The sequence below is a fragment of the Mycobacterium gallinarum genome (assembly GCF_010726765.1).
Taxonomy (GTDB): Bacteria; Actinomycetota; Actinomycetes; order Mycobacteriales; family Mycobacteriaceae; genus Mycobacterium; species Mycobacterium gallinarum.
In genome coordinates this window covers 2,907,054-2,932,541 of the sequence record NZ_AP022601.1, presented here as the reverse complement: position 1 = coordinate 2,932,541, position 25,488 = coordinate 2,907,054, and the positions used below count along the sequence as shown (strand labels likewise).

Sequence of the window (25,488 nt, the reverse complement as noted above, 5' to 3'; positions counted from 1 at the left end):
ATGTTCGCGAACGTCGGCTGGGGCGAGATGCTGGTCCTGGTGATCGCCGGTTTGGTGATCCTGGGCCCGGAACGGCTGCCCGGCGCCATCCGATGGACGTCGAGCACGCTGCGGCAGGCCCGCGACTACATCAGCGGCGCCACCAGCCAGCTGCGCGACGATCTCGGTCCGGAGTTCGACGACCTTCGTGAGCCGTTGAGTCAGCTGAACAAGCTGCGCGGAATGACGCCGCGTGCGGCGCTCACCAAACATCTCCTCGACGGCGACGACTCGATCTTCACCGGCAAGTTCGACACCCCCGCGACCAATGCCGAGAAGCCCGTGAGTGACGGTGCGCCGAAGCCGGTGTCACCGCAGGAGCCATCGCAACCCGAGACGCCCGAGGTTCCGGCGAAAACCCCTTACGACAGCGACGCGACCTAACGGCCGGCCGGGTCCAGGCCCAGAGACATGCCCGCGAGTCCCCGCTTGCGGCTCGACAGCGCATCGGCGATGTTGCGCAATTCCTTGCCCGCCACCGAATCCGGTGCCGACAGCACCAGCGGCACCCCGGCGTCGCCTGCAGCGACCAGCGCGGGATCCAGCGGAACCTGTCCCAGCAGCGGCACGTCGGCGCCCACCGAACGGGTCAGGCTCTCGGCGACCTGCTTGCCGCCGCCCTCGCCGAAGATCTGCATCGTCGTACCGTCAGGGAGCAGCAGACCGGACATGTTCTCGACCACGCCGACGATGCGCTGCCGGGTCTGCAGCGCGATGGCGCCCGCCCGCTCGGCCACCTCGGCCGCCGCCAGCTGAGGCGTCGTCACTACCAGGATCTCCGCTCCGGGGATCAGCTGGGCCACCGAGATGGCGATGTCTCCGGTGCCCGGCGGCAGGTCGAGCAGCAGGACATCCAGATCGCCCCAGTAGACGTCGGCGAGAAACTGTTGCAGTGCGCGGTGCAGCATCGGTCCGCGCCACACCACCGGCGTGTTGCCCTGGGTGAACATCGAGATCGAGATGACGCGAACGTCGTGCGCGACAGGCGGCAGGATCATCGACTCGACCTGGGTGGGCCGGTCGGTGGTGCCCATCATCCGCGGCACCGAATGCCCGTAGATGTCGGCGTCCAGCACGCCCACCGTCAGCCCGCGCGCGGCCATCGCCGCCGCCAGGTTGACGGTGACGCTGGACTTGCCGACGCCGCCCTTGCCCGACGCCACGGCGTAGACCCGGGTGAGCGAACCGGGCTGGGCGAAGGGGATGATCGGCTCGCGGGCATCGCCGCGTAGCTGCTTGCGTAGCTCAGTGCGCTGCTCGTCGCTCATCACGTCGAGGGTCACCTTCGCGTGACCCGTGCCCGGGACATCGGCGACGGCTTGGCTCACCAGTTGGGAGATCTCGTTCTTCTTCGGGCACGCCGAAGTGGTGAGGTAAATCTCGACGTGCACCCCGCCGTCGGGCTCGATGGTGACGCTTTTGACCATGCCGAGCTCGGTGATCGGCCGCCGCAGTTCCGGATCGATTACCTTCGACAGCCCCGAACGGACTGCGGACTCCAGGTCAGGAGAAGTAGTGGACATCGCTGTCGAGTCTAGGCCGACCCGACGGGCGTTCTAACCGGCCGGTGCGGGCACAGGACCGGGAGGCGGTCCCGGTGGTGCGCCCTGCGGCGCGACCGGACCCGGCGCAGGACCGGGCGGCGGTGCCAACGGACCCGGGGCGGGTCCGGGACCCGGGGCGGGTCCGGCCGGGACGGGTCCCGGGGGAGGCGCCATCGGGCCGGGCGGCGGTGCCATTCCCGGCGGCACCATCTGCTGCGCGACGGGCGGCCCGCCCAGCGCAGCCTGCAGCGGTGCGGGCTGGTCCTTGATGCAGAACACCGCACACTCCGGCGTCGGCCTCGGAGGCGGCTGCATCCACGGCGGCACCCACGGCGCCGGTTGCTGCGATGTTGCCGGGGTTGCCAACGGGCCGGGTGCGGGACCGGGCAGCGGGCCCAGCCGCTGACCGGGCACGAAGCCGGGGAGCTGGCTGGCGACGTCGCTACGCGCCAGCACCGGCATCAGTGCCAGCGGATCGTTGGAAGGCAGACCCAACGCGTTGAGCGGCAATCCCGGACCGAGGCCTTCGTATTCATTGAGGTGCGTAGGGCCGCCGTCGTCGTCGCCCAAGACGGGGACCGATCCGGTGATGGGCGGCAGATCGACCGGCACGACGCCGGTGGCGTACGCAGCGGCCCAGCCCAACACGTTGCGGGCGTAGGCCACCGAGTTGTTGTAGCGCAGGATCGCCGACATCACGTGAGACTGATCGCGCAGGTTCATGTCACCGCTGCACAGATAGCGCGCGGCGGCCAGGGTCGAGTCGAACAGGTTCTGCACCTCGGCCTTGCCGTCCCCGTCGCCGTCGGACGCGTAGCGCGACCAGGTACCGGGAAGGAACTGCATCGGACCCATGGCGCGCGCGTAGGTGACGCGCTCGGCCGAGCGGTTCTGCACGATGATCTCGTTGCCGGGCAGGGTTCCGTCCAGTGCGGGCCCGTAGATGGGCCGCACGGCCGTACCGCGGGCGTCGGTGGCGCCGCCATAGGCGTGCATCGACTCGATACGCCCGATGCCCGCCAGCAGGTTCCAGCTGACGCCACAGCCAGGATCCGCCACGGCCATCATCCGCTCGGCGTTGCGGTATGCCGCCAGGGCCATCCCCGGAATGCGAAGTGTGCCAGGAGCATTCACCACAGCCGCGGGCTGAGGAGACGAAGCCGCCGAGGCGGCGATATGGAAATCGGTCGGTGTCTTGGTCACCGCGACCACCGTCGGGCCGGCGCGGTCGACCGAGGACGACTCGACAGAGGCCAGTGGGGTGACCGCGGAGTCGCGTACCGGTGAGCTCGGTTGTACGGATGCCCCCACGGCGCCGACCAGAATGATCGGCGCGATGACTGCGAATCCCGAGGCGACGCGGGCACGGGCAGGGGTGAGGGCGCCGCGAACATTGGACGGTTTGACGGCAGCGCTGATGTTGACGGCTCGCATGCGAGAAACACCATCGCCAGCACCGTGCGCGACTCGCTTTGCCCCCCGTCGCACTGCCCCGAGGGCGGCCCCTGCCCCTATGCGCACTCAACCGTCCTTGGTCTGTTGTGGTTGTGAACCAAGTCACCATACCTAGTCGGTATCTCGCGCGTTACAGCAATGGCGTTACGTGATTCAGCTCTGCTTTTTCGAGCGCCGCTCATTCTGCTCTGCTTTGCCGCCGCCGTCGCGCTTATCGGACCCCGCAGGCGCGGCCAGCCGGCTCAGCAGCTCGTGAATTTCCTCGAGCTCGCGCCGCAGGTAGTCGCGGGTGGCGACCTCGCCGACCGCCAACCGCAATGCGGCCAGCTCACGTGCCAGATACTCGGTGTCCGCCTTGGTCTGTTCGGCCCGCCGACGGTCTTCCTCGAGCGACACCCGATCCCGGTTTTCCTGCCGATTCTGAGCCAGCAGAATCAGCGGCGCCGCATACGCCGCCTGGGTGGAGAACGCGAGATTGAGCAGGATGAACGGATACGGATCCCACCGCAATTTCACGGCAAACAGATTCAGGATGATCCAAACGATCACCATGATGGTCTGCCAGGCCAGGTAGCGACCCGTGCCCAGAAAGCGAGCGATCGACTCCGAGAACTTGCCGACGGCCTCGGCGTCGACGTTGAGCGTGAACCGTCGACGGGAGACCCGCGGGGTGTCCAAACGCTGGCGCGCGGTCAGGTCGCTCATCACGCGCCCTCGTTGGCGGTGAACAGCTCGGGCTCTTCGCGTTCACGCCAGTCGTGCGGCAGGAGATGGTCGAGCACGTCGTCGACCGACACCGCGCCGAGCAGGTGGTTCTCCTCGTCGACCACGGGCCCGCATACGAGGTTGTACGCGGCGAAGTACCGGGTCACCGCCGACAACGAATCCTCCGGCGCCAAATTCGGAAGGTCGGTGTCCACGATCCCGCTGACCAGCTCTGCGGGCGGTTCTCGAAGGAGCCGCTGTAGGTGGACACAGCCCAGGTAGTGACCGGTAGGAGTGGCCGTTGGCGCACGGGTCACGAAGACCAGCGATGCGAGCGCCGGGGTCAGGTCGGGGTCGCGGACGCGGGCCAGTGCCTCGGCGACGGTGGTGTCCGGTGCGAGCACCACCGGTTCCGACGTCATCAGGCCGCCTGCGGTGTCGGGTGAGTGCGCCAGCAGCCGGCGCACGTCCTCGGAGTCCTCAGGGTCCATTCGGCGCAGGAACTGTTCGGCGTCCATTGGCGTCATGGTGCCCAGCAGGTCGGCGGCGTCGTCGGGGTCCATGGCCTCGAGCACGTCGGCGGCCCGTTCGGGGGGCAGCTTCCTGAGCACGTTGACCTGCTCGTCCTCGGGCAGCTCCTGCAGCACGTCGGCCAATCGCTCGTCGTCGAGCGCGTTGACCACCTCGTGGCGGCGCTTGTCAGGCAATTCGCGGATCGCCTCGGCCACCTCGACGGCGCGCTGACCGACGAACTGCTCCAGCAGCTGCGCGACCCCCTGATCGGGCATCGCCAGTCCCGACGGGGTCAGCCCCTGCACATGCTGCCAGTCGATGATCTGCACATTGCCGCGGCGGCCGAGGCGTCGCGCAGGCCGGACCGCCACCTTGGTCACCATCCAGTCGCGCGTGCGGGTCGGTTCGATGCCGAGATCGACCACGTACACGTCGACTCCCTTCAACTGCTCCTGGTCGGGATCATCGACTCTGACCTGGGTTTCGACCACCTGGCCGAGCACGAGCACCTCACCGGGGCGCTGGGTGAACTTGCGCAGCGAGACGCTGCCGGTCGCCAGCGTCACAGCGCCGGGGTCGATGGACGTCACCCGCAGAATCGGCACGAAAATTCTCCGGCGCGTTAGCAATTCGACGACCAGACCGAGCACCCTCGGCTGTTGGCGCACGATGCTGATGCTGATCACCACATCGCGGACGCGGCCAAGGGACTCCCCGTCGGGTCCCAGCACCACCATCCCCACCAGCCGGGCCGCATAGACCCTGTTCACCGCCGCCATGCCTAGAAGGGTAAAGAGTGTGGTTGTGGAAAACCGCTATCGACCCCGCCGAACGATACTTTCGGTTCCAGGCAGCAGCGCGAAGATGATCGAGAAGGCAAAGTCCCTGCCCGCCGACGAGGTCTTCCTCGATCTCGAAGATGCGGTCGCGCCCGACGCCAAAGCCGAGGCGCGCGCCGCGGTGGCGGCCGCGTTGGCCGAGCCCGGTTGGGGCGGGCAGCTGCGCGGCGTTCGGGTGAACGACTGGACCACGCCGTGGACGCATGCCGACGTGATCGACGTGGTGTCGGCCGCGGGTGCGTCGCTGGACATTGTGGTGTTGCCGAAAGTTTCCGATGTCTCACACATCCACGCGCTCGACCTGCTGCTTGGTCAACTCGAGGCGACGCACGGATTTCCGTTGGGCCGCATCGGTATTGAAGCTCAGATCGAGAACGCCGAAGGGCTGACGAATATCGATGCGATCGCGGCCGCCCCACGGGTGCAGGCGCTGGTCCTCGGTCCCGCGGACATGGCCGCCAGCCTGAACATGCGCACGCTCGAGGTCGGCGAACAGCCCGAGGGCTACGACGTCGGTGACGCCCACCATCACGTGCTGATGCGAATTCTTGTCGCGGCCCGCACGCGCGGCATCCTGGCGATCGACGGCCCGTACCTGAAGGTGCGCGATGTCGACGGCTTCCGCCGGGTCGCGGGGCGGTCCGCTGCGCTGGGATACGACGGCAAGTGGGTGCTGCACCCCGACCAGATCCCCGCGGGCAACGAGATCTTCAGCCCTCGCCAAGAGGCCTACGAACACGCCGAGTTGATCCTCGAGGCCTACGAATGGCACACGTCGCGGGCCGGCGGTGCGCGCGGCGCGGTGATGCTCGGCGACGAGATGATCGACGAAGCGAGCCGCAAGATGGCGTTGGTGATCGCAGGCAAGGGCCGCGCGGCGGGGATGGAGCGCAAGGGCGAGCGGTTCAGCCCGCCGGCCTAGCGCCGGCAAGACGGCGGCCGGGTTGAGGTTAGCGGAGGGTGTAGACCCCGAGTGCAAAATAGAGCAGCAAGACGATCACCAAGGCCACGGTGAACAGCCCGCCGATGATCGTGCCCGCCAGCGCCATTCGCCACCCTGCCTGTCCGGTGTGTTTGGTCTCTCGCATCGCGATCACACCCAGGACGACGCCGACGATGGCCAACGGAGCGCAGCACACGCAGCCGGTGATGGACGTGACGAGGGACGCGATCGCCTTGCCGTTCGTGCCAGGAGGCTTGACCGCCCGATAAGGGTCGTAGGTCGGGTGGTACCCCGTTGCGCCTGGATATCCGGGTGGGGGGTAGATCGGCGGAGGCAACCCAGGTGCGGACGGATAGTCGACCGGCGCCTGGTCCGGACGCTCCGGGTCGCTGGCGTTCATCTGTCCGCAGACGTCCTTCGATCAACCAGCCATGACGCCGATGGTCCAGAGCACGTTGATGAGCAGCGAGAGCGCGCCGACCGCGATACCTGCGATGGCAAGTCCGTGGCCCTTTTCCCCGCTCTGTTTGATCTGATTCATGGCGACGATGCCGAGCACGATGCCGACGATCGATCCGATGCCGCAGCAGAATCCGACGATCGACGCCACCAGCGAGCCGATGGCCATCGCGTTCGTCTTCTCCGACGGCGCGCCGTACGCGGGATAGCTCGGAGCCGCGGGATAGCCCGGAGGTGGACCGAAGCCTGGAGGCGGGCCGTAGCCCGGTGGCGGGCCGTAGCCGGGAGGTGGTGGCGGTGTCCCATAGCCGGGAGCCGGTGGTCCGAAGCCGGGAGGCGGCGTGCTGTACGGCGGGGGCGGCGGATATCCGGAGGCAGCCGGAGCACCGAACTCGCCGTAAGACGGAGGCGGCGGATAACCCGGTTGTTCGAGCGGTGATCCGAACCCGCTCTGCGGATAGTCCGGCTGGGGTGTGGGGTCGTAGGCCGGCGGGGGCGTGTACCCCGGCTGCTCGAACGGCTTCTGCTCATAGACCTGGGTCGGTGGCTCGAGCGGCCTCTGCTCGTATACCTGGGTCGGCTGGTCGTGCTGCTCTCCGGACTGTTCCTGGCTCTGCTCGATCGGCGGCGCCTCGTAGCTGGTCGACGCCGGCTCGGATGCCCCGTCGCCGGAGCCGGATGATGCCGTTCGGCTAGCGTCGTCGTCCGGATTTGTCATGCTGTTCAACCTAGCGCAAATACGCGGCACGTTTGCGGCGCGGAAGACGTTGTCTTGGTGAGATCGCCAGCCGGATCCGCGGCAACAGCAGGCACGCGATAAAGGAGAATGATTCAGCGATGACCAGCCCGTTCCAGCCTGGACAGCCGGCCGGCACAGCGCCAGGCACCCCGACGACCAGACGCGGTCCCGCGGCCCTGCCCACACCTCCGAAAGGCTGGCCGATCGGGTCGTACCCGACCTACGCCGAGGCCCAGAGCGCGGTCGACTACCTGTCAGACCAGCAGTTTCCGGTCCAGCAGGTGACGATCGTCGGTGTCGACCTGATGCAAGTGGAACGCGTCACGGGCAGGCTGAGTTGGCCCAAAGTGCTCGGCGGCGGTGTGCTCACCGGCGCGTGGCTGGGTTTGTTCATCGGCCTGATCCTGGGATTCTTCAGCCCGAGTCCGTGGGGCGCGCTGATCACCGGCCTCGTAGCCGGGGTGTTCTTCGGCCTCATCACCTCCGCGATTCCGTACGCGATGGCGCGTGGCACAAGAGATTTCAGTTCGACGATGCAACTCGTCGCGGGACGATACGACGTCCTGTGCGACCCCCAGAGCGCCGAGCACGGCCGGGATCTGCTGGCACGCTTGAAGATCTAGTCCGGGGACCGTGGGCGTTAGCTGGCACTTTACCCAGGCGCGCAATTGCGTAACGGTGTGCGACGCGCGCGCGGCAAGTGTTGCAAATCACGCGTAACTGGCAATACGGTTTCCGCGCAGGAGTGTTGCTCGGAGCCGCCCCGGCGGCGACCTCGGACGCGGACGGAGGCAGCGGTGCGCCCATGGCGGCTTGGTGCTGCGGCATTGGCCGCGCTGACGACGGCGTCGGTCGTTTCGGCGTGCGGATCAGGCGGCGGCGGAATCGTCATCAACTACTACACGCCGGCAAGCGAGATGGCCACGTTCACCGCGGTCGCCAAGCGGTGCAACGAGGAGCTCGCAGGCCGCTTCACGATTCAGCAGATCAGCCTGCCGAAAGAAGCGGACGCCCAGCGGTTGCAGTTGGCGCGGCGGCTGACGGGCAACGACAAGACCCTCGACGTGATGGCCCTCGACGTCGTGTGGACGGCCGAGTTCGCCGAGGCGGGTTGGGCATTGCCGCTGTCCGAGGATCCCTCGGGTAGGGCCGAACAGGATGCGACCACGGACACGTTGCCGGGCCCGCTGGAAACCGCCAAGTGGCAGGACAAGCTCTACGCCGCGCCGATCACCACGAACACCCAATTGCTCTGGTACCGAGCGGACTTGATCAACGAGCCGCCCGCGACGTGGGATGCGATGGTGGCCGAGGCGACACGTCTGCACGCCGAGGGTAAGCCGAGTTGGATCGCGCTGCAGGCCAAGCAGTACGAGGGTCTGGTGGTGTGGTTCAACACGCTGCTGGAAAGCGCTGGCGGTCAAGTGCTTTCCGACGACGGCAAGACCGTCACGCTGACCGACACCGACGAGCATCGCGCCGCGACGGTCAAGGCGTTGGAGATCATGAAGGCGGTTGCCACCGCACCGGGTGCGGATCCGTCGATCACCCAGACCGACGAGGGCACCGCGCGTTTGGCGCTGGAACAGGGCAAAGCCGCGCTCGAAGTGAACTGGCCGTTCGTGCTGCCGTCGATGCTGGAGAACGCCGTCAAAGGTGGCGTTTCGTTCCTGCCGCTGAACCAGGATCCCGCGCTGGCGGGCAGCATCAACGACGTCGGCACCTTCTCGCCGAGCGACGCACAGTTCGAGGCGGCCTACGAAGCCAGCAAGAAGGTGTTCGGTTTCGCCAATTACCCGGGTGTGACCGACGAGCCGGCCAAGGTGACGCTCGGCGGTCTGAACCTCGCCGTAGCCAAGACGACGCAACATCGGGCCGAGGCTTTCGAGGCGATCCGGTGCATGCGCAGTGCGCAGAATCAGCGCTACACGTCGGTCGAGGGCGGCCTGCCCGCGGTGCGCGCGTCGCTGTACGACGATCCGACGTTTCAGGCGAAGTACCCGCAGTACGAGATCATCCGTGAACAACTGACCAACGCGGCGGTGCGGCCGGCGACGCCGGTCTATCAGGCTGTCTCCACCCGCATCTCGGCGACGCTGGCCCCGATCACCGATATCGACCCCGAGCGGATGGCCGACGAGTTGACCGTTCAGGTGCAAAAGGCGATCGACGGTAAGGGGCTGATTCCGTGACCGTCACCGCAGAGCCGGCCAAGGTCGGTACCGACGACACGAAATCTGAACGGCGACTGGCATTCACGCTGATCGCGCCCGCTGTCATCCTGATGCTTGCGGTCACCGCCTACCCGATCGGTTACGCGGTGTGGCTCAGCCTGCAGCGCTACAACCTCGCACAGCCCGACGATGTCGAGTTCGTCGGCCTGGAGAACTACATCACGGTGCTGACCGACCGGTACTGGTGGACGGCGTTCGCCGTGACGCTGGCGATCACCGTCGTGTCCGTGGCGATCGAGTTCGTCCTCGGCATGGCGCTGGCGCTGGTCATGCACCGGACGATCTTCGGCAAAGGCGTTGTGCGCACGGCGATCCTGATTCCATACGGAATCGTCACAGTCGCGGCGTCCTATAGCTGGTACTACGCGTGGACGCCCGGCACCGGATATCTGGCCAACCTACTGCCGGAGGACAGCGCTCCACTCACCGAGCAGCTGCCGTCCCTGGCCATCGTGGTCCTCGCCGAGGTGTGGAAGACGACGCCGTTCATGGCGTTGCTGTTGCTCGCCGGGTTGGCGCTCGTGCCGCAGGATCTGCTCAACGCCGCCCAGGTCGACGGTGCGGGGGCATGGAAGCGGCTGATCAAGGTGATCCTGCCGCTGATCAAACCCGCGATTCTCGTGGCGCTACTGTTCCGCACGCTGGACGCGTTTCGTATCTTCGACAACATCTACGTGCTCACCGGCGGCGCCAACGACACCGGTTCGGTGTCGATCCTGGGCTACGACAATCTGTTCAAGGCGTTCAATCTAGGGCTGGGATCGGCGATCAGCGTGCTGATATTCCTGTCGGTGGCGGTCATCGCTTTCATCTACATCAAGCTCTTTGGGGCGGCGGCGCCCGGGTCTGACGAGGAGAGGCGCTGATGAGCGCTTGCGCGAAGAAGAGACAGCGCTGATGGCCGAAAGGGTTCGCGCGGGCCGTGCGACCGGTTGGACGGTCGTCAACATCATCGTCATCGTCTATGCGTTGTTGCCGGTGCTGTGGATCCTCAGCCTTTCGCTCAAGCCGACGTCAACCGTCAAGGACGGCAAGCTGATTCCGACGCAGGTCACGTTCGAGAACTACAAGGGAATCTTCACCGGCGATGCGTTCAGCTCGGCGCTGATCAACTCGATCGGCATCGGCCTGATCACCACCCTCATCGCGGTCTTGATCGGTGGAATGGCGGCGTACGCCGTGGCACGACTGGTGTTTCCTGGTAAGCGTCTGCTGGTCGGCGTCGCGCTGCTGATCGCGATGTTCCCCCAGATCTCGCTGGTGACACCGCTGTTCAACATCGAACGTAGGCTGGGATTGTTCGACACCTGGCCGGGGCTGATCATTCCGTACATCACCTTCGCGCTTCCGCTGGCGATCTACACCCTCTCGGCGTTCTTCAAGGAGATCCCCTGGGATCTGGAGAAGGCGGCCAAGATGGACGGCGCCACGCCGGCGCAGGCGTTCCGTAAGGTGATCGCCCCGCTGGCCGCGCCCGGCATCGTCACCGCGGCGATCCTGGTCTTCATCTTCGCGTGGAACGACCTGCTGCTGGCGCTTTCACTGACGGCGACGCAGCGTGCGATCACCGCGCCGGTCGCGATCGCCAACTTCACGGGCAGTTCGCAGTTCGAGGAACCGACCGGGTCGATCGCGGCGGGCGCGATGGTGATCACGATCCCGATCATTATCTTTGTTCTCATCTTCCAGCGACGGATCGTCGCCGGCCTCACGTCCGGCGCGGTGAAGGGGTAACTCCATGGCCGAAATCGTGTTGGACCGGGTGACCAAGAGTTACGCAGGCGGCGCCACGGCCGTGAAGGACCTCTCGATGACCATCGCCGACGGCGAGTTCATCATCCTCGTCGGACCCTCCGGCTGCGGAAAGTCGACCACGCTCAACATGATCGCCGGTCTCGAGGAGATCTCCTCCGGAGAGTTGAGGATCGGCGGCGAACGGGTCAACGAGAAGGCGCCCAAGGACCGCGACATCGCGATGGTGTTCCAGTCGTATGCGCTCTACCCGCACATGACCGTGCGCCAGAACATCGCGTTCCCGCTGACTCTGGCCAAGATGAACAAGGCCGAGATCGCGCAGAAGGTCGAGGAGGCCGCGAAAGTCCTTGACCTGAGCCAGCTTCTGGACCGTAAGCCCGCCCAGCTGTCCGGCGGCCAGCGTCAGCGGGTGGCCATGGGACGCGCGATCGTGCGCAACCCCAAGGCGTTCCTGATGGACGAGCCGTTGTCGAACCTCGACGCCAAACTGCGCGTGCAGATGCGTTCGGAGATCGCCCGCCTGCAGGACAAGCTGGGCACCACCACCGTCTACGTCACCCATGACCAGACCGAGGCGATGACGCTGGGGGACCGCGTGGTGGTCCTGCTCGCCGGGGAGGCACAGCAGATCGGCACGCCAGAGGAGCTGTACAACCGGCCGGCCAACCTGTTCGTCGCGGGCTTCATCGGATCGCCTGCGATGAACTTCTTCCCGGCCACCATGACCGACGTCGGCGTGCGCCTGCCGTTCGGCGAAGTCACGCTGACCCAGGAAGTCCACGACCTGATCGCCAGGCACCAAACCCCCAACAACGTCATCGTCGGCATCCGGCCGGAGCACCTCGAGGACGCCGCGGTGATGGACGGCTACGCGCGGATCAGGGCGCTGACGTTCGACGTGACGGTCGACTTCGTGGAATCGCTGGGCGCGGACAAGTATCTGCACTTCAAGAGTGAGGGCGAGGGTGCGCGGGCCGCCCAGCTCGCCGAGTTGGCCAGTGAGTCGGGGGTCGCCGAAAACGAGTTCGTGGCACGGGTTTCCACCGAGTCCCAGGCGAAGCAGGGCGACACGGTACAGCTGGCGTTCGACACGTCGAAGCTGACGATCTTCGACGCCGACACCGGAAAGAACCTCACGCTTCCCGACGCGGCCCCCGCACCGGCCGAGTGATCGACGTCCCGGCCGCGGTTCGCGCACACCTGCGCGAGCATTTCGCCCGGACTGGCATCACCGCTGAGCCCGTCGAGGCCAGTGTCACGTTCCTGGGCACCGAACGGATCGATGTGCTGCGCTTCGGTCCCGATGGCGACGGAGTCAGTCACTATGTGTCGGTTGGTTGTTCGCGTCACCCGATGTTCGATCCCACGGAGCTGGTGACCGACGCACTGCACGGTCCCCGCGCCGAAGCCGTCGTCGCGTTGTACGGTCCGACGCCCAAGGGTCTCGCGCGCTCCCTGGCGATCCTGGCCGCGGCGCCCGCCGTCGAAGGCCTGATCCTGGAAGCGGATGCACTTATCGATCTGGAGACGCCACTCTGGGAGGATGCATCCTTCTCCGCTTTTCTGTTGGGCCGCAGCGACATCGAAGACGTCGCACTGACCGACCCACTGCCGCCGGTGACGGTGCTGAGCGCCACGCCGATCACCGCGACCGAAGCGGCGTGGGTCCGACTCAAAGGTGCCGAAGCCATGCGCGAGGCGTGGACGCAGGACGGCGTCGACGTACTGAACCCCGCCCGGCGCGCCGCGCAACCGAGCTAGAGCCAGTGGTTGCGCCTGAACGCCCGGAACAGCAGGGAGCAGATGATGACCATCACCAACAGCACTGCCGGATAACCCCAGGGCTGCTTGAGCTCTGGCATGTACTCGAAGTTCATGCCGTAGATGCCTGCGATTGCTGTTGGCACAGCGGCGATGGCGACGTACGCGGAGATCTTGCGCATGTCGGTGTTCTGTTGCATCGCGACCTTGCCCGCCGCGGCCTGCACCAGCGAGCTGAGCATCTCGTCGTAACTGGTGATCCGGTCGGACGCCTGGATGTTGTGATCGAGTACATCGCTCATGTACCGGCGGACCTCGATCGAGATCAGATCGTTGTGGTCGGTGCCGATTCGCTGCAATCCGAGTGTCAGCGGCGCGACGGCCCGGCGTAGCTCGACGATCTCTCGCTTGAGCAGATAGATGCACTCGATGTTGGTCTTGGCGTTCGGCGAGAAGATGTCTTCTTCCATCGCGTCGATGTCCGTCTCGATCAGGTCCGTGACGTCGAGATAGCTGTCCACGACGTGATCGGCGATCGCATGCATGACCGCATACGGGCCCAGCTTGAGGCTGTCGGGTGATGAGTCGAACTTCTTGCGGACCCCGGCCAGGCCGCTGTGGTCACCATGGCGCACGGTGACCACGAAATCCTGGCCGACGAAGATCATGATCTCGCCGGTCTCCACGATCTCGCGGGCCAGGGCTACGGAGACGTGCTCGACGTAGTTGACGGTCTTGAGGACCAGGAACAAGGTGTTGTCGTAGCGCTCCAGCTTCGGTCGCTGGTGAGCGTGCACCGCATCTTCGACGGCCAGCGGGTGCAGGCCGAACACATCGGCGACGGCCTGCATCTGACGTTCGTCGGGCCCGTGCAGGCCGACCCAGACAAAGGCGTCCTTGCCGGAGGCCTCGAGATCGTGGACCTTGCTCAGCGCCGCCGCGTGGGTGTACTTGCCGGGCAACCGGGTGCCCTCGCAGTAGACGGCGCAATCCACCATGGCCCGCGCGACGGGAACATGAATCGAGGCGGCATCCGGTTGGCCGGGCCTGGGCCGCACGTTCGGTCGCAGTGACGGAGGCAGTTGGCGAAACGATGGCATCGGGTCACCTCCCCGGGTCGATACGCGCAGCGCTGGCCTTATAAGACTTGGTGAATGCTACGCGGCATACCTGAAACGGACCCTGCTAGTTTCGTCCCCGAAAGCAACCGCTTTACACATCCGTCCAAGGAGCACCTGACGTGAGCACATCTCCCCTCAAGGTCGCGGTCACCGGTGCCGCCGGCCAGATCGGCTACAGCCTGCTGTTTCGTCTGGCCAGCGGTTCATTGCTCGGCCCGGACCGTCCGATCGAGCTGAGACTCCTGGAGATCGAACCGGCGCTCAAGGCGCTCGAGGGCGTCGTGATGGAACTCGACGACTGCGCGTTCCCGCTGCTGGCCGGCGTCGAGATCGGTGCCGACGCCAACAAGATCTTCAACGGTGTGAACCTGGCCCTGCTCGTCGGCGCCCGTCCCCGCGGCCCGGGTATGGAGCGCGGAGATCTGCTCGAGGCCAACGGTGCGATCTTCACCGCCCAGGGCAAGGCGCTCAACGAGGTGGCCGCCGACGACGTCCGCATCGGCGTCACCGGTAACCCGGCGAACACCAACGCGCTGATCGCGATGAGCAACGCCCCCGACATCCCGAACGAGCGGTTCTCCGCGCTGACCCGCCTCGACCACAACCGGGCGATCTCGCAGCTGGCCCAGAAGACGGGCGCCAAGGTCACCGACATCAAGAAGATGACGATCTGGGGTAACCACTCGGCCACCCAATACCCGGACCTGTTCCACGCCGAGGTGGGTGGCAAGAACGCCGCCGACGTCGTCAATGACCAGAACTGGATCGAGAACGACTTCATCCCGACCGTCGCCAAACGCGGCGCGGCGATCATCGACGCCCGCGGCGCGTCGTCGGCGGCCTCGGCCGCATCGGCGACCACCGACGCCGCTCGTGACTGGCTGCTCGGCAGCGCCGAGGGCGACTGGGTGTCGATGGCGGTCTTGTCCGACGGCAGCTACGGCGTTCCCGAGGGTCTGATCTCGTCCTTCCCCGTCACGACCAAGGACGGCAACTGGTCCATCGTTCAAGGGCTGGAGATCGACGAGTTCTCCAGGGCGCGCATCGACAAGTCGACCGCTGAGCTGGCCGACGAGCGCAAAGCCGTCACTGACCTGGGGCTTATCTGAGACAAAGTCGATTAGGTTACCTACCGGTTCGTCAGTAACCTGAGCGCCGTGTCCCAAGCGGTGGAAAACGTGCCTGACCACAGAGACCCGATCGTCCTGCACGACGACGAGATCTTCGCTGCCCATGTGGGCGGGAAGCTGTCGGTAGCGCTGAACGCGCCGCTCGACTCCCAGCGTGCGCTGTCGGTTGCCTACACGCCCGGGGTTGCGCAGGTCAGCCGTGCCATTGCGACCGACCACACCCTGGCAGCGCGCTACACGTGGGCCAATCGCATGGTCGCCGTGGTCAGCGACGGCAGCGCGGTTCTGGGCCTCGGCGATATCGGGCCTGCGGCGGCACTTCCGGTGATGGAGGGCAAGAGCGCACTGTTCAAGGCGTTCGCCGGCCTCGATTCCATCCCGATCGTGCTCGACACCAAGGATCCCGACGAGATCGTCGAGACCCTGGTGCGGTTGCGGCCGTCGTTCGGCGCGGTCAACCTCGAGGACATCTCGGCACCACGCTGCTTCGAGATCGAACGCCGTGTCATCGAGGCGCTGGACTGCCCGGTGATGCACGACGACCAGCACGGCACCGCGATCGTCGTACTGGCGGCGCTCATCGGTGCTGCACAGGTGCTCGACCGCGACATCACCGGATTGCGGGTGGTCGTCTCCGGTGCCGGTGCCGCAGGTGTGGCATGCGCAAAGATCCTGCTGGGCAAGGGCATTCGCGATATCACGTTGCTCGACTCGCAAGGCATCCTGCACAAGGGCCGCGGCAATCTCAATTCGTACAAGGCCGAGATCGCCGAGGCGACGAATCCAAACGGCCTCTCGGGTGGCATGGCCGAGGCACTGAAGGGTGCCGACGTGTTCCTCGGCTTGTCGGCCGGTGTCGTGCCTCCGGAGATCGTCGCGACGATGGCCCCGGATGCAATCGTGTTCGCGCTGTCCAATCCCGACCCGGAGATCCACCCCGACGACGCGAAGCAGTACGCGGCGGTGGTGGCCACCGGACGCAGCGACTTCCCGAATCAGATCAACAACGTGCTTGCGTTCCCCGGGGTCTTCCGCGGCGCGCTGGACGCCGGCGCTCGGCGTATCACCGAGCAGATGAAGGTGGCGGCAGCCGAGGCGATCTTCGCGGTGGTAGGTGACGATCTCGCACCCGACTACATCGTGCCCAGCGTCTTGGATCCGCGGGTCGCCCCCGCCGTGGCCCAGGCGGTTGCCGCGGCGTCGCAGGCCTAGGTCCTCTCGGTGCGCCGGCTCGCCTGCGCGCTCGCTGCGCTCGTCGCGGTGAGCGCCGCCGGTTGCGGCGTCAGCGACCAGACGCCGTCGCTGACGGTCGGTTCGGCGCCGGATCCCGAGTCGGCGCTGATCGCGCACATCTACACCGAGGCGTTGCGGTTCTACGGCAGCCCCGCCCACGTCGAGACGTCACCGGATCCACTGTCGAGACTGGACTCGGGGGAGGCGCGCGTCGTTCCCGGCTTCACGGGCCGCGTGCTGCACAGGTTCTTCCCCGATTCGACGGCCCGGTCGGCGACCCAGGTGTACCGGGAGATGGTGTCGTCGTTGCCTGAAGGCATCGCTGCGGGGGACTACACGACGTCGGCCGAGGACAAACCCGCGCTGGCCGTCACCGAAGCCACGGCAGAAGCATGGGGCGGGCGGGATCTGACGGCGGCGACGCGGAACTGCGACAAGCTGAAGGTCGGCGAGGTCTCGAATGGTTCCGACGAATTCCGCGCGCCAGGACCCGACGTCATCGGCACATGCAAGCTGTCCAAGGCCCGCGAATATCCCGACCCCGCAACGCTGTTCGAGGCGGTCCAGGCGGGCAAGATCAATGCCGCGTGGACGTCGACGGCGGCGCCCAACATCCCGGCCGAGTTGCTCATGCTCTCTGACCGCACATCATTGATCCGCGCCGAGAACCTGGTGCCGCTCTACCGGCGCAACGAGCTCAACGAGTCGCAGGTGCTGGCGCTCAACGAGGTTGCGGGGGTCCTGGACACCGCCGCGCTGGCCGATATGCGCGCCCAGGTCGAGGACGGCACCGAACCGGGTCTGGTCGCAGGCGCGTTTCTCGCCGAACACCCATTGGGCGACTGATCTTTCGGTCAGTGCGCGTTGGGTACGAGCCGCGATACGACCGTCGAGAACAGCCGCTGATAGCCCGATCCGGTGATCCGCACGATCACGTCGAGGATCTTCGCGTCGGGACCGACGAGCACCCGCGCGCGGTTCTTCCGTACCGCCTCGAGGATGATCTGTGCCGCCTTCTCGGGCGTCGTGATCGTCAGCTTCTTGTCGAAAGTCTTTGTCAGGCCGTCTTTGTCGACGCCCTCGGCCGCGGTCGAGTTGCGCATGATCGCGGTCTTGATGCCGCCGGGATGCACGGTGGTCACCTTCACCGGGTGGCCTGCGGCGATCATCTCCTGACGCAACGCCTCGGTGAACCCGCGGACCGCGAACTTCGCCGAGTTGTACGCCGCCTGTCCGGGAACCGAGAAGATGCCGAAGAGGCTCGAAATGTTCACGACGTGTCCGTCGCCGGAGGCGATCAGATGCGGCAGAAAGACCTTGGTCCCGTTGACCACTCCCCAGTAGTCGACGTCCATCACCCGTTCGATGTCCTTGAACGGCGTGATCTCGACATCGCCGACGTAGGCGATGCCCGCATTGTTGTAGATCTGGTTGACCTTGCCGAAATGCTCGACCACCGAGTCTGCGTACAGCTCGAAGGCCTCACGCTCGGTGACGTCGAGCCGGTCGGCCTTCACCTTGGCGCCGATGGCCTTCAGGCGCTCCTCGGTGACCGCGAGGCCCTCGGTGTCGACGTCGCTGATCGCCACGCTGGCGCCCGAGCGTCCGAGTTCGATCGCCAAGGCCTGCCCGATGCCCGATCCGGCGCCCGTCACCACGGCGACTTTTCCAGCGAAGCCCTGCATGCCACTCCTCAGTGTCCGTTGACTCGGATCGAGGGTAGTCGTTACCGCGGGTTCCGCTAAAAGGGGCCCACTAACGGGTTGATTCCGCGCACCAGGTGCAGGCGATCAACCCGTTAGGGAGTTATGCACAGCGGCGAGTCGCGGCAGGTTGGCCGTCAGCTCGTTCCCGGCCACGCTTACCTATCGTGACGCGTTGGCATCTTGGACACGTCGAGCGTCTGCTCTGGTTACAGGACGGGATCATTTCGCGTCGCCAAGTTCTGGACGCAGACGGAACCGACGCCGACATCGCCAGAATGCTGCGCCGTCGCGAGTTAACGGATGTCCACCGTGGCGTCTACGTGAGCCACAGCGGCCCACTCACCCTAGAACAGCGGCACTGGGCTGCGGTACTGGCGTTTTGGCCGGCCGCTCTGGCTCATACCTCGGCGCTGCCCGATCCACCGACGACGGTTGTGCACGTGGCCGTTGGACCGGGACGTCATCTGCGACCATTGCCACGAATCGTGCTGCACAGGACGCCCGACTTCGAGCAACGGGCCGAACTGAACCGCAACCCGCCGGCAATTCGCCTGGAGCACGCGCTGATCGACGTGGTCAGCGGGGAACTCCACGACAAGGACCTCGCGGCTGCGTTCGCGGTACAGGCACGGGTGTGTGCGAGCCGACGGACCACGCCGCAGCAGATACTGCGGGTACTGGCGACTCGCCAACGGGTTTCGGGCCGGCGCACATTTGAGGCAATGCTCGCCGATCTGCGTGACGGCGCATGTTCGGTGTTGGAGCGCGGCTACTTGCTGAGGGTCGAGCGCGCGCACGGGCTGCCCAGGGGCGAGCGTCAGACTCGAAGCACCGCGACTGGCCGGATTACCTACCAGGATGTGCATTACCGCGGGCAGGGCGTTGTGGTCGAACTCGACGGCCGCGCGTTTCATGACGCGCCGCGAGACCGGGATCGCGACGCGCTGCGTGATCTCGCAGAGTTGAGCCGATCAGGCCTGATCACAACGCGAGTGACCCATGGACTCGTCTTCGGCGATGCATGTCGCACGGCAGTGTTGATCGGTGGCCTGCTCCGCCGTCGGGGCTGGACCGGGCGGATGAGAACCTGCCCTGTTTGCCGGCCCGCGCTCGCGCTGACGGGTTGATTTCACGCGCCAGGTGCAGGCGATCAACCCGTTAACGCTCTGGCGCGGAAAACCTAGCGCGCGAACGCCTCGTCGAGGATCTCCTGCTGCTCGACGGCATGCACCTTCGACGAGCCCGACGACGGTGCCGACATCGCACGCCGCGAGATCCGCGTGATGCCCGTCAACCGATCCGCGCAGACCTCGGGCAGCGTGAGCCCGAACGTCGGCCACGCACCCTGGTTGGCCGGCTCCTCCTGCACCCAGAAGTACTCCTCGGTGTTCGGATACAGGTCGAGCGTCTGGCTCAGCCGGCGCTTCGGCAACGGAGCGAGCTGTTCGATGCGCACGATCGCCACATCGTCGCGCTCCTCCTTGTTTTTGCGCGCCACCAGCTCGTAGTAGATCTTGCCGCTGGTCAACAGGATTCGCTTGACCTTTTCACGGTCACCGGTGCCCTCGGTGTAGGTGGGCTCCTCGATCACCGAGCGGAACTTCATCTCGGTGAACTCACGAAGGTCGCTGACGGCTGCCTTGTTTCGCAGCATCGACTTCGGCGTGAAGACGATAAGCGGGCGGTGGATCCCGTCCAGGCCGTGCCTGCGCAGCAGGTGGAAATAGTTCGCAGGCGTCGACGGCATCGCGATCGTCATCGAACCCTCCGCCCACAGCAGCAGGAAGCGCTCGATGCGGCCCGACGTGTGGTCCGGGCCCTGGCCCTCGTGACCGTGCGGCAGCAACAACACCACATCGGACAGCTGGCCCCACTTGGCCTCACCGGAGCTGATGAACTCGTCGATGATCGACTGCGCACCGTTGACGAAGTCACCGAACTGCGCCTCCCACAACACAAGTGCATCGGGATTGCCGACCGAGTAGCCGTACTCGAAGCCCACCGCGGCGAACTCGGACAGCGCCGAGTCGTACACCATGAACTTGCCACCCGTCGGCGAGCCGTCGAGGTTCGAGGTGAGCAGCTGCAGCGGCGTGAACTCCTGACCGGTGCTGCGATCGATGATCACCGAGTGACGCTGGGTGAAGGTGCCGCGCCGGGTGTCCTGGCCCGACAGTCGGATCGTCTTGCCTTCGGCGAGGAAGGATCCCAGTGCGAGCAGCTCGGCGAACGCCCAGTCGACCTTGCCTTCGTAGGCCATCTCGCGGCGCTTCTCCAGCACCGGCTTGACGCGCGGGTGCACGTTGAAGCCTTCCGGCAAGGCGAGATGGGCATCGCCGATCCGGGCCAGCAGTGACTTGTCGACGGCGGTGTTCATGCCGGCGGGCACCATCTGGTCGGCCTCCACCGACGCGCTGGGCGCGATCTCGTGCTTCTCGAGTTCACGGACCTCGTTGAAGACCCGCTCCAGCTGACCCTGGTAGTCGCGCAGCGCGTCCTCCGCTTCCTTCATCGAGATGTCGCCGCGGCCGATCAGCGCTTCGGTGTAGGTCTTTCGCGATCCGCGCTTGGTGTCGATGACGTCGTACATGTACGGCTGCGTCATCGACGGGTCGTCGCCCTCGTTGTGCCCGCGCCTGCGGTAGCACAGCATGTCGATGACGACGTCCTTCTTGAACTGCTGTCGAAAGTCCATCGCCAGCCGTGCCACCCAGACGCAGGCCTCCGGGTCGTCCCCGTTGACGTGGAAGATCGGCGCGCCGATCATCTTCGCGACGTCGGTGCAGTACTCCGACGAGCGCGAGTCGCCCGGGTGAGTGGTGAACCCGATCTGGTTGTTGACGATGATGTGTATGGTGCCGCCGGTGCGGTAACCCCGGAGCAGCGCCAGGTTCAGCGTTTCGGCGACCACGCCCTGTCCGGCGAAGGCGGCGTCGCCGTGCAGCATCATCGGCACGATCGAGAATTTTTTGGAACCGTCGACTTCTTCTCCGACGTCGAGCAGGTCCTGCTTGGCGCGCACCAGTCCTTCGAGCACCGGGTCGACGGCTTCGAGATGCGACGGGTTGGCCACCAGCGACACCTGGATGTCGTTGTCGCCGAACATCTGGATGTAGTTGCCGGTTGCGCCGAGGTGATACTTGACGTCACCCGAGCCGTGGGCCTGCGACGGGTTCAGGTTGCCCTCGAACTCGCTGAAGATCTGCGAGTACGGCTTGCCGACGATGTTGGCCAGCACGTTGAGGCGGCCGCGGTGCGGCATGCCGATGACGACCTCGTCGAGGGCGTGCTCGGCGGCCTGGTCGATCGCGGCGTCCATCATCGGGATGACGGTCTCCGCGCCTTCGAGCGAGAAGCGCTTCTGCCCAACGTATTTGGTCTGCAGGAACGTCTCGAACGCCTCTGCGGCGTTCATCCTCGACAGGATGTACTTCTGCTCGGCGACCGTCGGCTTCTCGTGCTTGACCTCGATGCGTTCCTGCAGCCACTTCTGCTGATCGGGCTCCAGGATGTGGGTGTACTCGACACCGACGTGGCGGCAGTACGCGTCGCGCAGCAGCCCGAGCACGTCGCGCAGCTTCTTGTGCTCGGCGCCACCGAACCCGTTGACCTTGAACTCGCGGTCCAGGTCCCACAGCGTCAGGCCGTGGGAGTTCACATCGAGGTCGGGGTGGCTGCGGAACCGGGTCTGGTCCAGCCGCAGCGGGTCGATGTCGGCCATCAGGTGGCCGCGGTTGCGATACGCCGCGATCAACTCGATGACGCGCCCGTTCTTGTCCTCGATCGAGTCCGGGTTGTCGGTGCGCCACCGTACCGGCTCGTACGGGATGCCGAGCTCACGGAAGATCTCGTCGAAGAAGTCGTCGCTCAGCAGCAATTCGTGCACGGTGCGCAGGAAGTCGCCGGACTCTGCACCCTGAATGATGCGGTGGTCGTAGGTCGAGGTGAAGGTGACCAGCTTGCCGACGCCCAACTCGTTGATGCGTTCCTCACTGGCGCCCTGGAACTCTGCCGGGTACTCCATTGCGCCGACACCGATGATGGCGCCCTGCCCACGCATCAACCGGGGCACGGAGTGCACGGTGCCGATGGTTCCGGGATTGGTCAGCGAAATCGTCACGCCGCCAAAGTCTTCGGCGGTCAGCTTGCCGTCGCGGGCGCGCCGCACGATGTCCTCGTAGGCGGCGAGGAACTGCCCGAACCGCATGTTTTCGGAATTCTTGATGCCTGCGACGACGAGCTGACGGTTGCCGTCCTTGCCCTGCAGGTCGATCGCGAGACCGAGGTTGACGTGTTCGGGGGTCACCGCGTTCGGCTTGCCGTCGATCTCGGCGAAGTGACGGTTCATGTTCGGGAACTTCTTCACCGCCTGCACCAGCGCGTAGCCGATGAGGTGGGTGAAGGAGACCTTGCCGCCGCGGGTCCGCTTGAGGTGGTTGTTGATGACGATCCGGTTGTCGATCATCAGCTTGGCCGGGATGGCACGCACGCTTGTCGCGGTCGGCACCTCCAGCGACGCCGACATGTTCTTCACGACGGCGGCCGCGGCACCGCGCAGCACCTGGGAGTCGGAGCCTTCCGCAGGCGCGGGGGCCGGCTTCGGCTTGGGCGCCGGCTCGCTCTTGGCCTCGGCCTTCGGCGCGGAACTCTGTTCTTTCGGTTTGGCTTCCGGTTTCGACTCGGCCTTGCTCTCGGCCGGCTTGGGGGGCGGTGCAGGCGCGGGCTCGGGCGGGGCGACGGGCGCAGCTGTCCGTTGGCCGTTGCCGGTCTGACTGTCGGTGGTCGGTTCGGGGGAGTAGTCGACCAGAAATTCATGCCAACTGGGATCTACCGAAGAGGGGTCCTCGCGAAACTTGCGATACATCTCCTCGACCAACCACTCGTTCTGTCCGAATGGTGATGGTGAGCTCACGGCAGCTACTCGCCTCGATTCCTTCGCCTCACGCAAGCGCACCTCGGCGCTCGCCGATTTTTCTCCTCTAGTCAGCGGGTACCCGCTGTGTGCCGTCTAAAGGCTATCGCTCTCACAACGACCAGACCATGACAACGCTCTTATGGTCGTTGTGGTCAGACGCTTGCCGGTGACGGCTAGTTTCGCGGTGCGGGCAGGACGTGAATCGCTGCCGGCCAGCGCGGAGGCGGATCGCCGAACGCGTTGCGCGCGTTGGACACGATGCGCTTGCCCATCATCCGGTTGCCGACACCACCGACGACGGCCCCGATGCCGACCGGCAGCAACTTACCGAATGCGATCGCTCCGCGCTTGAGCGTGTAACGCTTGATGAAGTACTTCAGCAGCCGCGAGTTCAGCTGTGAGACCGCGGGCAGCGGCAACGTCGCCGCGCCATCGGCAAGCCACGACCCGCTCGTGCGGCCGGGGCCGAGCAGATCGGTCACCGCGCGCTTGCTGTCCTCGCCGACCAGCACCGCCAGGACCAACGCCCGTCGGCGCTCCCGATGATCGGCGGGGATGCCGTGCACCTCGGCGACAGACAGCACATAGAGCGACGTCGCCTCGAGGAAAACGACCGTCTCGCCCGCGACGGCCGACATGGCCGCCAGCGTGCCGATCCCGGGGAAGGCGGCCGCCGAACCGACGGCGGCACCGCTGGCCATCACTGCGGCGAGGTAGTGCTTCTCGAGGCGGGCAACGATCTGCGCGGGTGTCGCATGGGGGCTCTGCTGGCGCAGCCGGTCGACGTAGGCCTTGACCGCGGGCGCCTGCACGCGCGCGCTGCGTTCGATGATCGCCGAAAGGACCTTCGCCGCTGCACTCGGATTCTCGTCGACGCCATCTCTGGTCGCCGGCAGCTGGTTCTTGGCGCTTGACCTGGCACTCATGTGCGGCCTCCCTGTGCGTACGGCTGGCCTTTCAGGCTAGCCCTATATGAACGCGCGAACGGGCGCGGCGGGTGCCCGAACGTGATCGCGCTCACTGTCTGTGAAGTGGGGAAGAAAATATTGGGAAGCGACGCTAACCATTTTCATGGCAACATCACCCTTCGTGGACGCGACGACTGTGGAGGCGAAGTCGCCGAGCCGCACCAAGATGGTTCTGATCCTGGGACTGTTGGTCGCCCTGGGCCCGCTGACCATCGACATGTACCTCCCGGCGTTGCCGAAGATCGCCGAGGACCTCGGGGTGTCGTCGTCGGTGGCGCAGCTGACGCTCACCGGAACCCTCGCGGGCCTCGCCCTCGGCCAGCTGATCGTCGGTCCGCTGTCGGACTCGCTCGGTCGTCGGCGGCCGCTGATGGCCGGCATCGTCCTGCACATGCTGGCGTCGCTGGTGTGCCTCTTCGCGCCGAACATCGCCGTACTGGGCGTGGCGCGCGGGCTGCAGGGCGTGGGCGCCGCCGCCGCGATGGTCGTGGCGTTCGCCGCGATCGGGGATCTGTTCGAAGAGTCGGTCGCCGCCACGGTCTTTTCCCGGGTGATGCTCGTGCTCGGCGCTGCTCCGGTACTCGCCCCGTCGCTGGGCGCGGTAGTCCTCTTGAAGGCCTCCTGGCACTGGGTGTTCGCGGTGCTGGTGGTCATGGCGGGGGCGCTGTTGTTGCTGGCCGCCCTGGCGCTGCCGGAAACCCTGCCGGCGTCGCATCGACGTCCGCTGAAGGTGCGCAGCATCGCGGCCACATACGTCGAGGTTCTGCGCGACGTCCGCTTCGTCGTGCTGGTCCTCGTCGCCGCGCTCGGCATGTCCGGGCTGTTCGCGTACATCGCGGGCGCGGCCTTCGTGCTGCAGGGCCGGTACGGGTTGGACCAGCAGGCTTTCGCACTGGTGTTCGCGGCAGGCGCCGTCGCGCTGATCGGTGCCACCCAGTTCAACGTCGTGCTGCTGCGCCGGTTCACGCCGCAGACCATCGCGCTGTGGGCGCTGGCCGCAGCGGCCGTGGTGGGCGTTGTGTTCGTGGGTCTCTCGGCTGCCCACGTCGGCGGGCTGTTCGGATTCGTCATTCCGGTGTGGGCGATCCTCGGTGCGATGGGACTGGTAATCCCGAACGCGCCGGCCGTCGCCCTGACCCGGCATCCCGAGGCCGCGGGCACCGCGGCGGCGGCGCTCGGCGCGGCGCAGTTCGGGCTGGGCGCGGCGATCGCCCCGCTCGTCGGGGTGCTCGGCAACGACGAGTTCGCCCTCGCGCTGGTGATGACGGTCGGTATGGTGATCGCGTTGTTCGCATTGGCCCTTACGCTGCGCGTCGGGGCTCGGGCGGTGGGCACGCCGGCGCCCGTATCCAAGGACAATGAGCGGGATGGTGTCATCGGCGACGCCGTCCCAGAGCCGGCCTGAGGTCTGTAGTGGCGCGACCCTGAC

The 25,488-nt window shown here is 66.2% G+C and carries 23 protein-coding genes; 13 read left to right on the top strand and 10 right to left on the bottom strand.

Annotation, left to right across the window (positions count from 1 at the left end; translation table 11 throughout):
• Positions 1–423, top strand: coding sequence for a Sec-independent protein translocase protein TatB (tatB, locus tag G6N42_RS14195; RefSeq protein WP_163730166.1), 423 nt, complete (start codon positions 1–3; stop codon positions 421–423).
• On the opposite strand, the gene G6N42_RS14190 is transcribed toward tatB, so the two are convergent.
• From G6N42_RS14190 to G6N42_RS14175, 4 genes are all read right to left on the bottom strand, one after another.
• Entirely contained in the window at positions 420–1,562 is a 1,143-nt protein-coding gene (locus G6N42_RS14190; RefSeq protein WP_163730165.1) for an Mrp/NBP35 family ATP-binding protein, read from the bottom strand. The two genes, tatB and G6N42_RS14190, sit on opposite strands and share 4 nt — an antisense overlap.
• A gap of 33 nt (positions 1,563–1,595) precedes the next feature.
• Complete coding sequence (locus G6N42_RS14185) at positions 1,596–3,017, bottom strand: lytic transglycosylase domain-containing protein (RefSeq protein ID WP_163730164.1); 1,422 nt, start codon at positions 3,015–3,017, stop codon at positions 1,596–1,598.
• Positions 3,018–3,191: 174 nt separating this feature from the next.
• A complete protein-coding gene (locus G6N42_RS14180) occupies positions 3,192–3,743 on the bottom strand; it encodes a DUF1003 domain-containing protein (RefSeq protein ID WP_163730163.1) in 552 nt (183 codons plus the stop codon).
• A complete protein-coding gene (locus G6N42_RS14175; protein ID WP_163730162.1) occupies positions 3,743–5,035 on the bottom strand; it encodes a magnesium transporter MgtE N-terminal domain-containing protein in 1,293 nt (430 codons plus the stop codon). Before G6N42_RS14175 ends, G6N42_RS14180 begins: the two co-directional genes overlap by 1 nt.
• 25 nt (positions 5,036–5,060) lie before the next feature.
• On the opposite strand from G6N42_RS14175, the gene G6N42_RS14170 reads away from it, so the two are divergent.
• The gene (locus G6N42_RS14170; protein WP_163737504.1) at positions 5,061–6,017 is read left to right on the top strand and encodes an HpcH/HpaI aldolase/citrate lyase family protein; all 957 of its coding nucleotides are present in this window, start codon (positions 5,061–5,063) and stop codon (positions 6,015–6,017) included.
• 28 nt (positions 6,018–6,045) lie between these two features.
• Here G6N42_RS14170 and G6N42_RS14165 read toward each other — a convergent pair whose 3' ends face one another.
• Positions 6,046–6,438: a DUF4190 domain-containing protein gene (locus G6N42_RS14165; RefSeq protein ID WP_163730161.1), complete on the bottom strand. Its 393-nt coding sequence runs from the start codon at positions 6,436–6,438 to the stop codon at positions 6,046–6,048.
• 21 nt (positions 6,439–6,459) lie between these two features.
• Positions 6,460–7,215, bottom strand: a complete 756-nt coding sequence (locus G6N42_RS14160) for a DUF4190 domain-containing protein (RefSeq protein WP_163730160.1) — start codon at positions 7,213–7,215, stop codon at positions 6,460–6,462.
• Between the two features lie 119 nt (positions 7,216–7,334).
• On the opposite strand from G6N42_RS14160, the gene G6N42_RS14155 reads away from it, so the two are divergent.
• The 6 genes from G6N42_RS14155 (at position 7,335) to G6N42_RS14130 (ending at position 12,986) form a co-directional block, all read left to right on the top strand.
• Entirely contained in the window at positions 7,335–7,859 is a 525-nt protein-coding gene (locus G6N42_RS14155) for a YflT domain-containing protein (protein ID WP_163730159.1), read from the top strand.
• A 174-nt stretch (positions 7,860–8,033) separates the two neighbouring features.
• The gene (locus G6N42_RS14150; protein WP_163730158.1) at positions 8,034–9,428 is read left to right on the top strand and encodes an ABC transporter substrate-binding protein; all 1,395 of its coding nucleotides are present in this window, start codon (positions 8,034–8,036) and stop codon (positions 9,426–9,428) included.
• Complete coding sequence (locus tag G6N42_RS14145; protein WP_163730157.1) at positions 9,425–10,336, top strand: carbohydrate ABC transporter permease; 912 nt, start codon at positions 9,425–9,427, stop codon at positions 10,334–10,336. Before G6N42_RS14150 ends, G6N42_RS14145 begins: the two co-directional genes overlap by 4 nt.
• A 31-nt stretch (positions 10,337–10,367) precedes the next feature.
• Positions 10,368–11,204, top strand: coding sequence for a carbohydrate ABC transporter permease (locus G6N42_RS14140; RefSeq protein ID WP_163730156.1), 837 nt, complete (start codon positions 10,368–10,370; stop codon positions 11,202–11,204).
• Between the two features lie 4 nt (positions 11,205–11,208).
• Positions 11,209–12,396, top strand: a complete 1,188-nt coding sequence (locus tag G6N42_RS14135; protein WP_163730155.1) for an ABC transporter ATP-binding protein — start codon at positions 11,209–11,211, stop codon at positions 12,394–12,396.
• The gene (locus G6N42_RS14130) at positions 12,393–12,986 is read left to right on the top strand and encodes a suppressor of fused domain protein (protein WP_163730154.1); all 594 of its coding nucleotides are present in this window, start codon (positions 12,393–12,395) and stop codon (positions 12,984–12,986) included. The genes G6N42_RS14135 and G6N42_RS14130 overlap by 4 nt, the downstream gene beginning before the upstream one ends.
• Here G6N42_RS14130 and corA read toward each other — a convergent pair.
• Entirely contained in the window at positions 12,983–14,086 is a 1,104-nt protein-coding gene (gene corA / locus G6N42_RS14125; RefSeq protein WP_163730153.1) for a magnesium/cobalt transporter CorA, read from the bottom strand. The two genes, G6N42_RS14130 and corA, sit on opposite strands and share 4 nt — an antisense overlap.
• Positions 14,087–14,226: 140 nt before the next feature.
• On the opposite strand from corA, the gene G6N42_RS14120 reads away from it, so the two are divergent.
• The 3 genes from G6N42_RS14120 to G6N42_RS14110 are packed head-to-tail and all read left to right on the top strand — an operon-like array spanning position 14,227 to position 17,316.
• The gene (locus G6N42_RS14120; protein ID WP_163730152.1) at positions 14,227–15,216 is read left to right on the top strand and encodes a malate dehydrogenase; all 990 of its coding nucleotides are present in this window, start codon (positions 14,227–14,229) and stop codon (positions 15,214–15,216) included.
• Between the two features lie 48 nt (positions 15,217–15,264).
• A complete protein-coding gene (locus tag G6N42_RS14115) occupies positions 15,265–16,449 on the top strand; it encodes an NAD(P)-dependent malic enzyme (protein WP_174262075.1) in 1,185 nt (394 codons plus the stop codon).
• A gap of 9 nt (positions 16,450–16,458) precedes the next feature.
• Positions 16,459–17,316: a glycine betaine ABC transporter substrate-binding protein gene (locus tag G6N42_RS14110; protein ID WP_163730151.1), complete on the top strand. Its 858-nt coding sequence runs from the start codon at positions 16,459–16,461 to the stop codon at positions 17,314–17,316.
• Between the two features lie 8 nt (positions 17,317–17,324).
• On the opposite strand, the gene G6N42_RS14105 is transcribed toward G6N42_RS14110, so the two are convergent.
• Positions 17,325–18,155 carry an SDR family NAD(P)-dependent oxidoreductase gene (locus tag G6N42_RS14105; protein WP_163730150.1) on the bottom strand — a complete coding sequence of 277 codons (831 nt, stop codon included), beginning with the start codon at positions 18,153–18,155 and terminating at the stop codon, positions 17,325–17,327.
• 185 nt (positions 18,156–18,340) lie between these two features.
• Between G6N42_RS14105 and G6N42_RS14100 the strand changes: the two genes are divergently transcribed.
• Positions 18,341–19,303, top strand: coding sequence for a hypothetical protein (locus G6N42_RS14100; protein ID WP_163730149.1), 963 nt, complete (start codon positions 18,341–18,343; stop codon positions 19,301–19,303).
• Positions 19,304–19,356: 53 nt separating this feature from the next.
• Here G6N42_RS14100 and G6N42_RS14095 read toward each other — a convergent pair whose 3' ends face one another.
• Entirely contained in the window at positions 19,357–23,040 is a 3,684-nt protein-coding gene (locus tag G6N42_RS14095; protein WP_232076577.1) for a multifunctional oxoglutarate decarboxylase/oxoglutarate dehydrogenase thiamine pyrophosphate-binding subunit/dihydrolipoyllysine-residue succinyltransferase subunit, read from the bottom strand.
• A 224-nt stretch (positions 23,041–23,264) separates the two neighbouring features.
• On the bottom strand, positions 23,265–24,017 hold the full coding sequence (locus G6N42_RS14090) for a hypothetical protein (RefSeq protein WP_163730148.1): 753 nt from the start codon (positions 24,015–24,017) through the stop codon (positions 23,265–23,267).
• Positions 24,018–24,162: 145 nt separating this feature from the next.
• Between G6N42_RS14090 and G6N42_RS14085 the strand changes: the two genes are divergently transcribed.
• On the top strand, positions 24,163–25,464 hold the full coding sequence (locus G6N42_RS14085) for a multidrug effflux MFS transporter (protein WP_163730147.1): 1,302 nt from the start codon (positions 24,163–24,165) through the stop codon (positions 25,462–25,464).
• Positions 25,465–25,488: the final 24 nt, after the last annotated feature.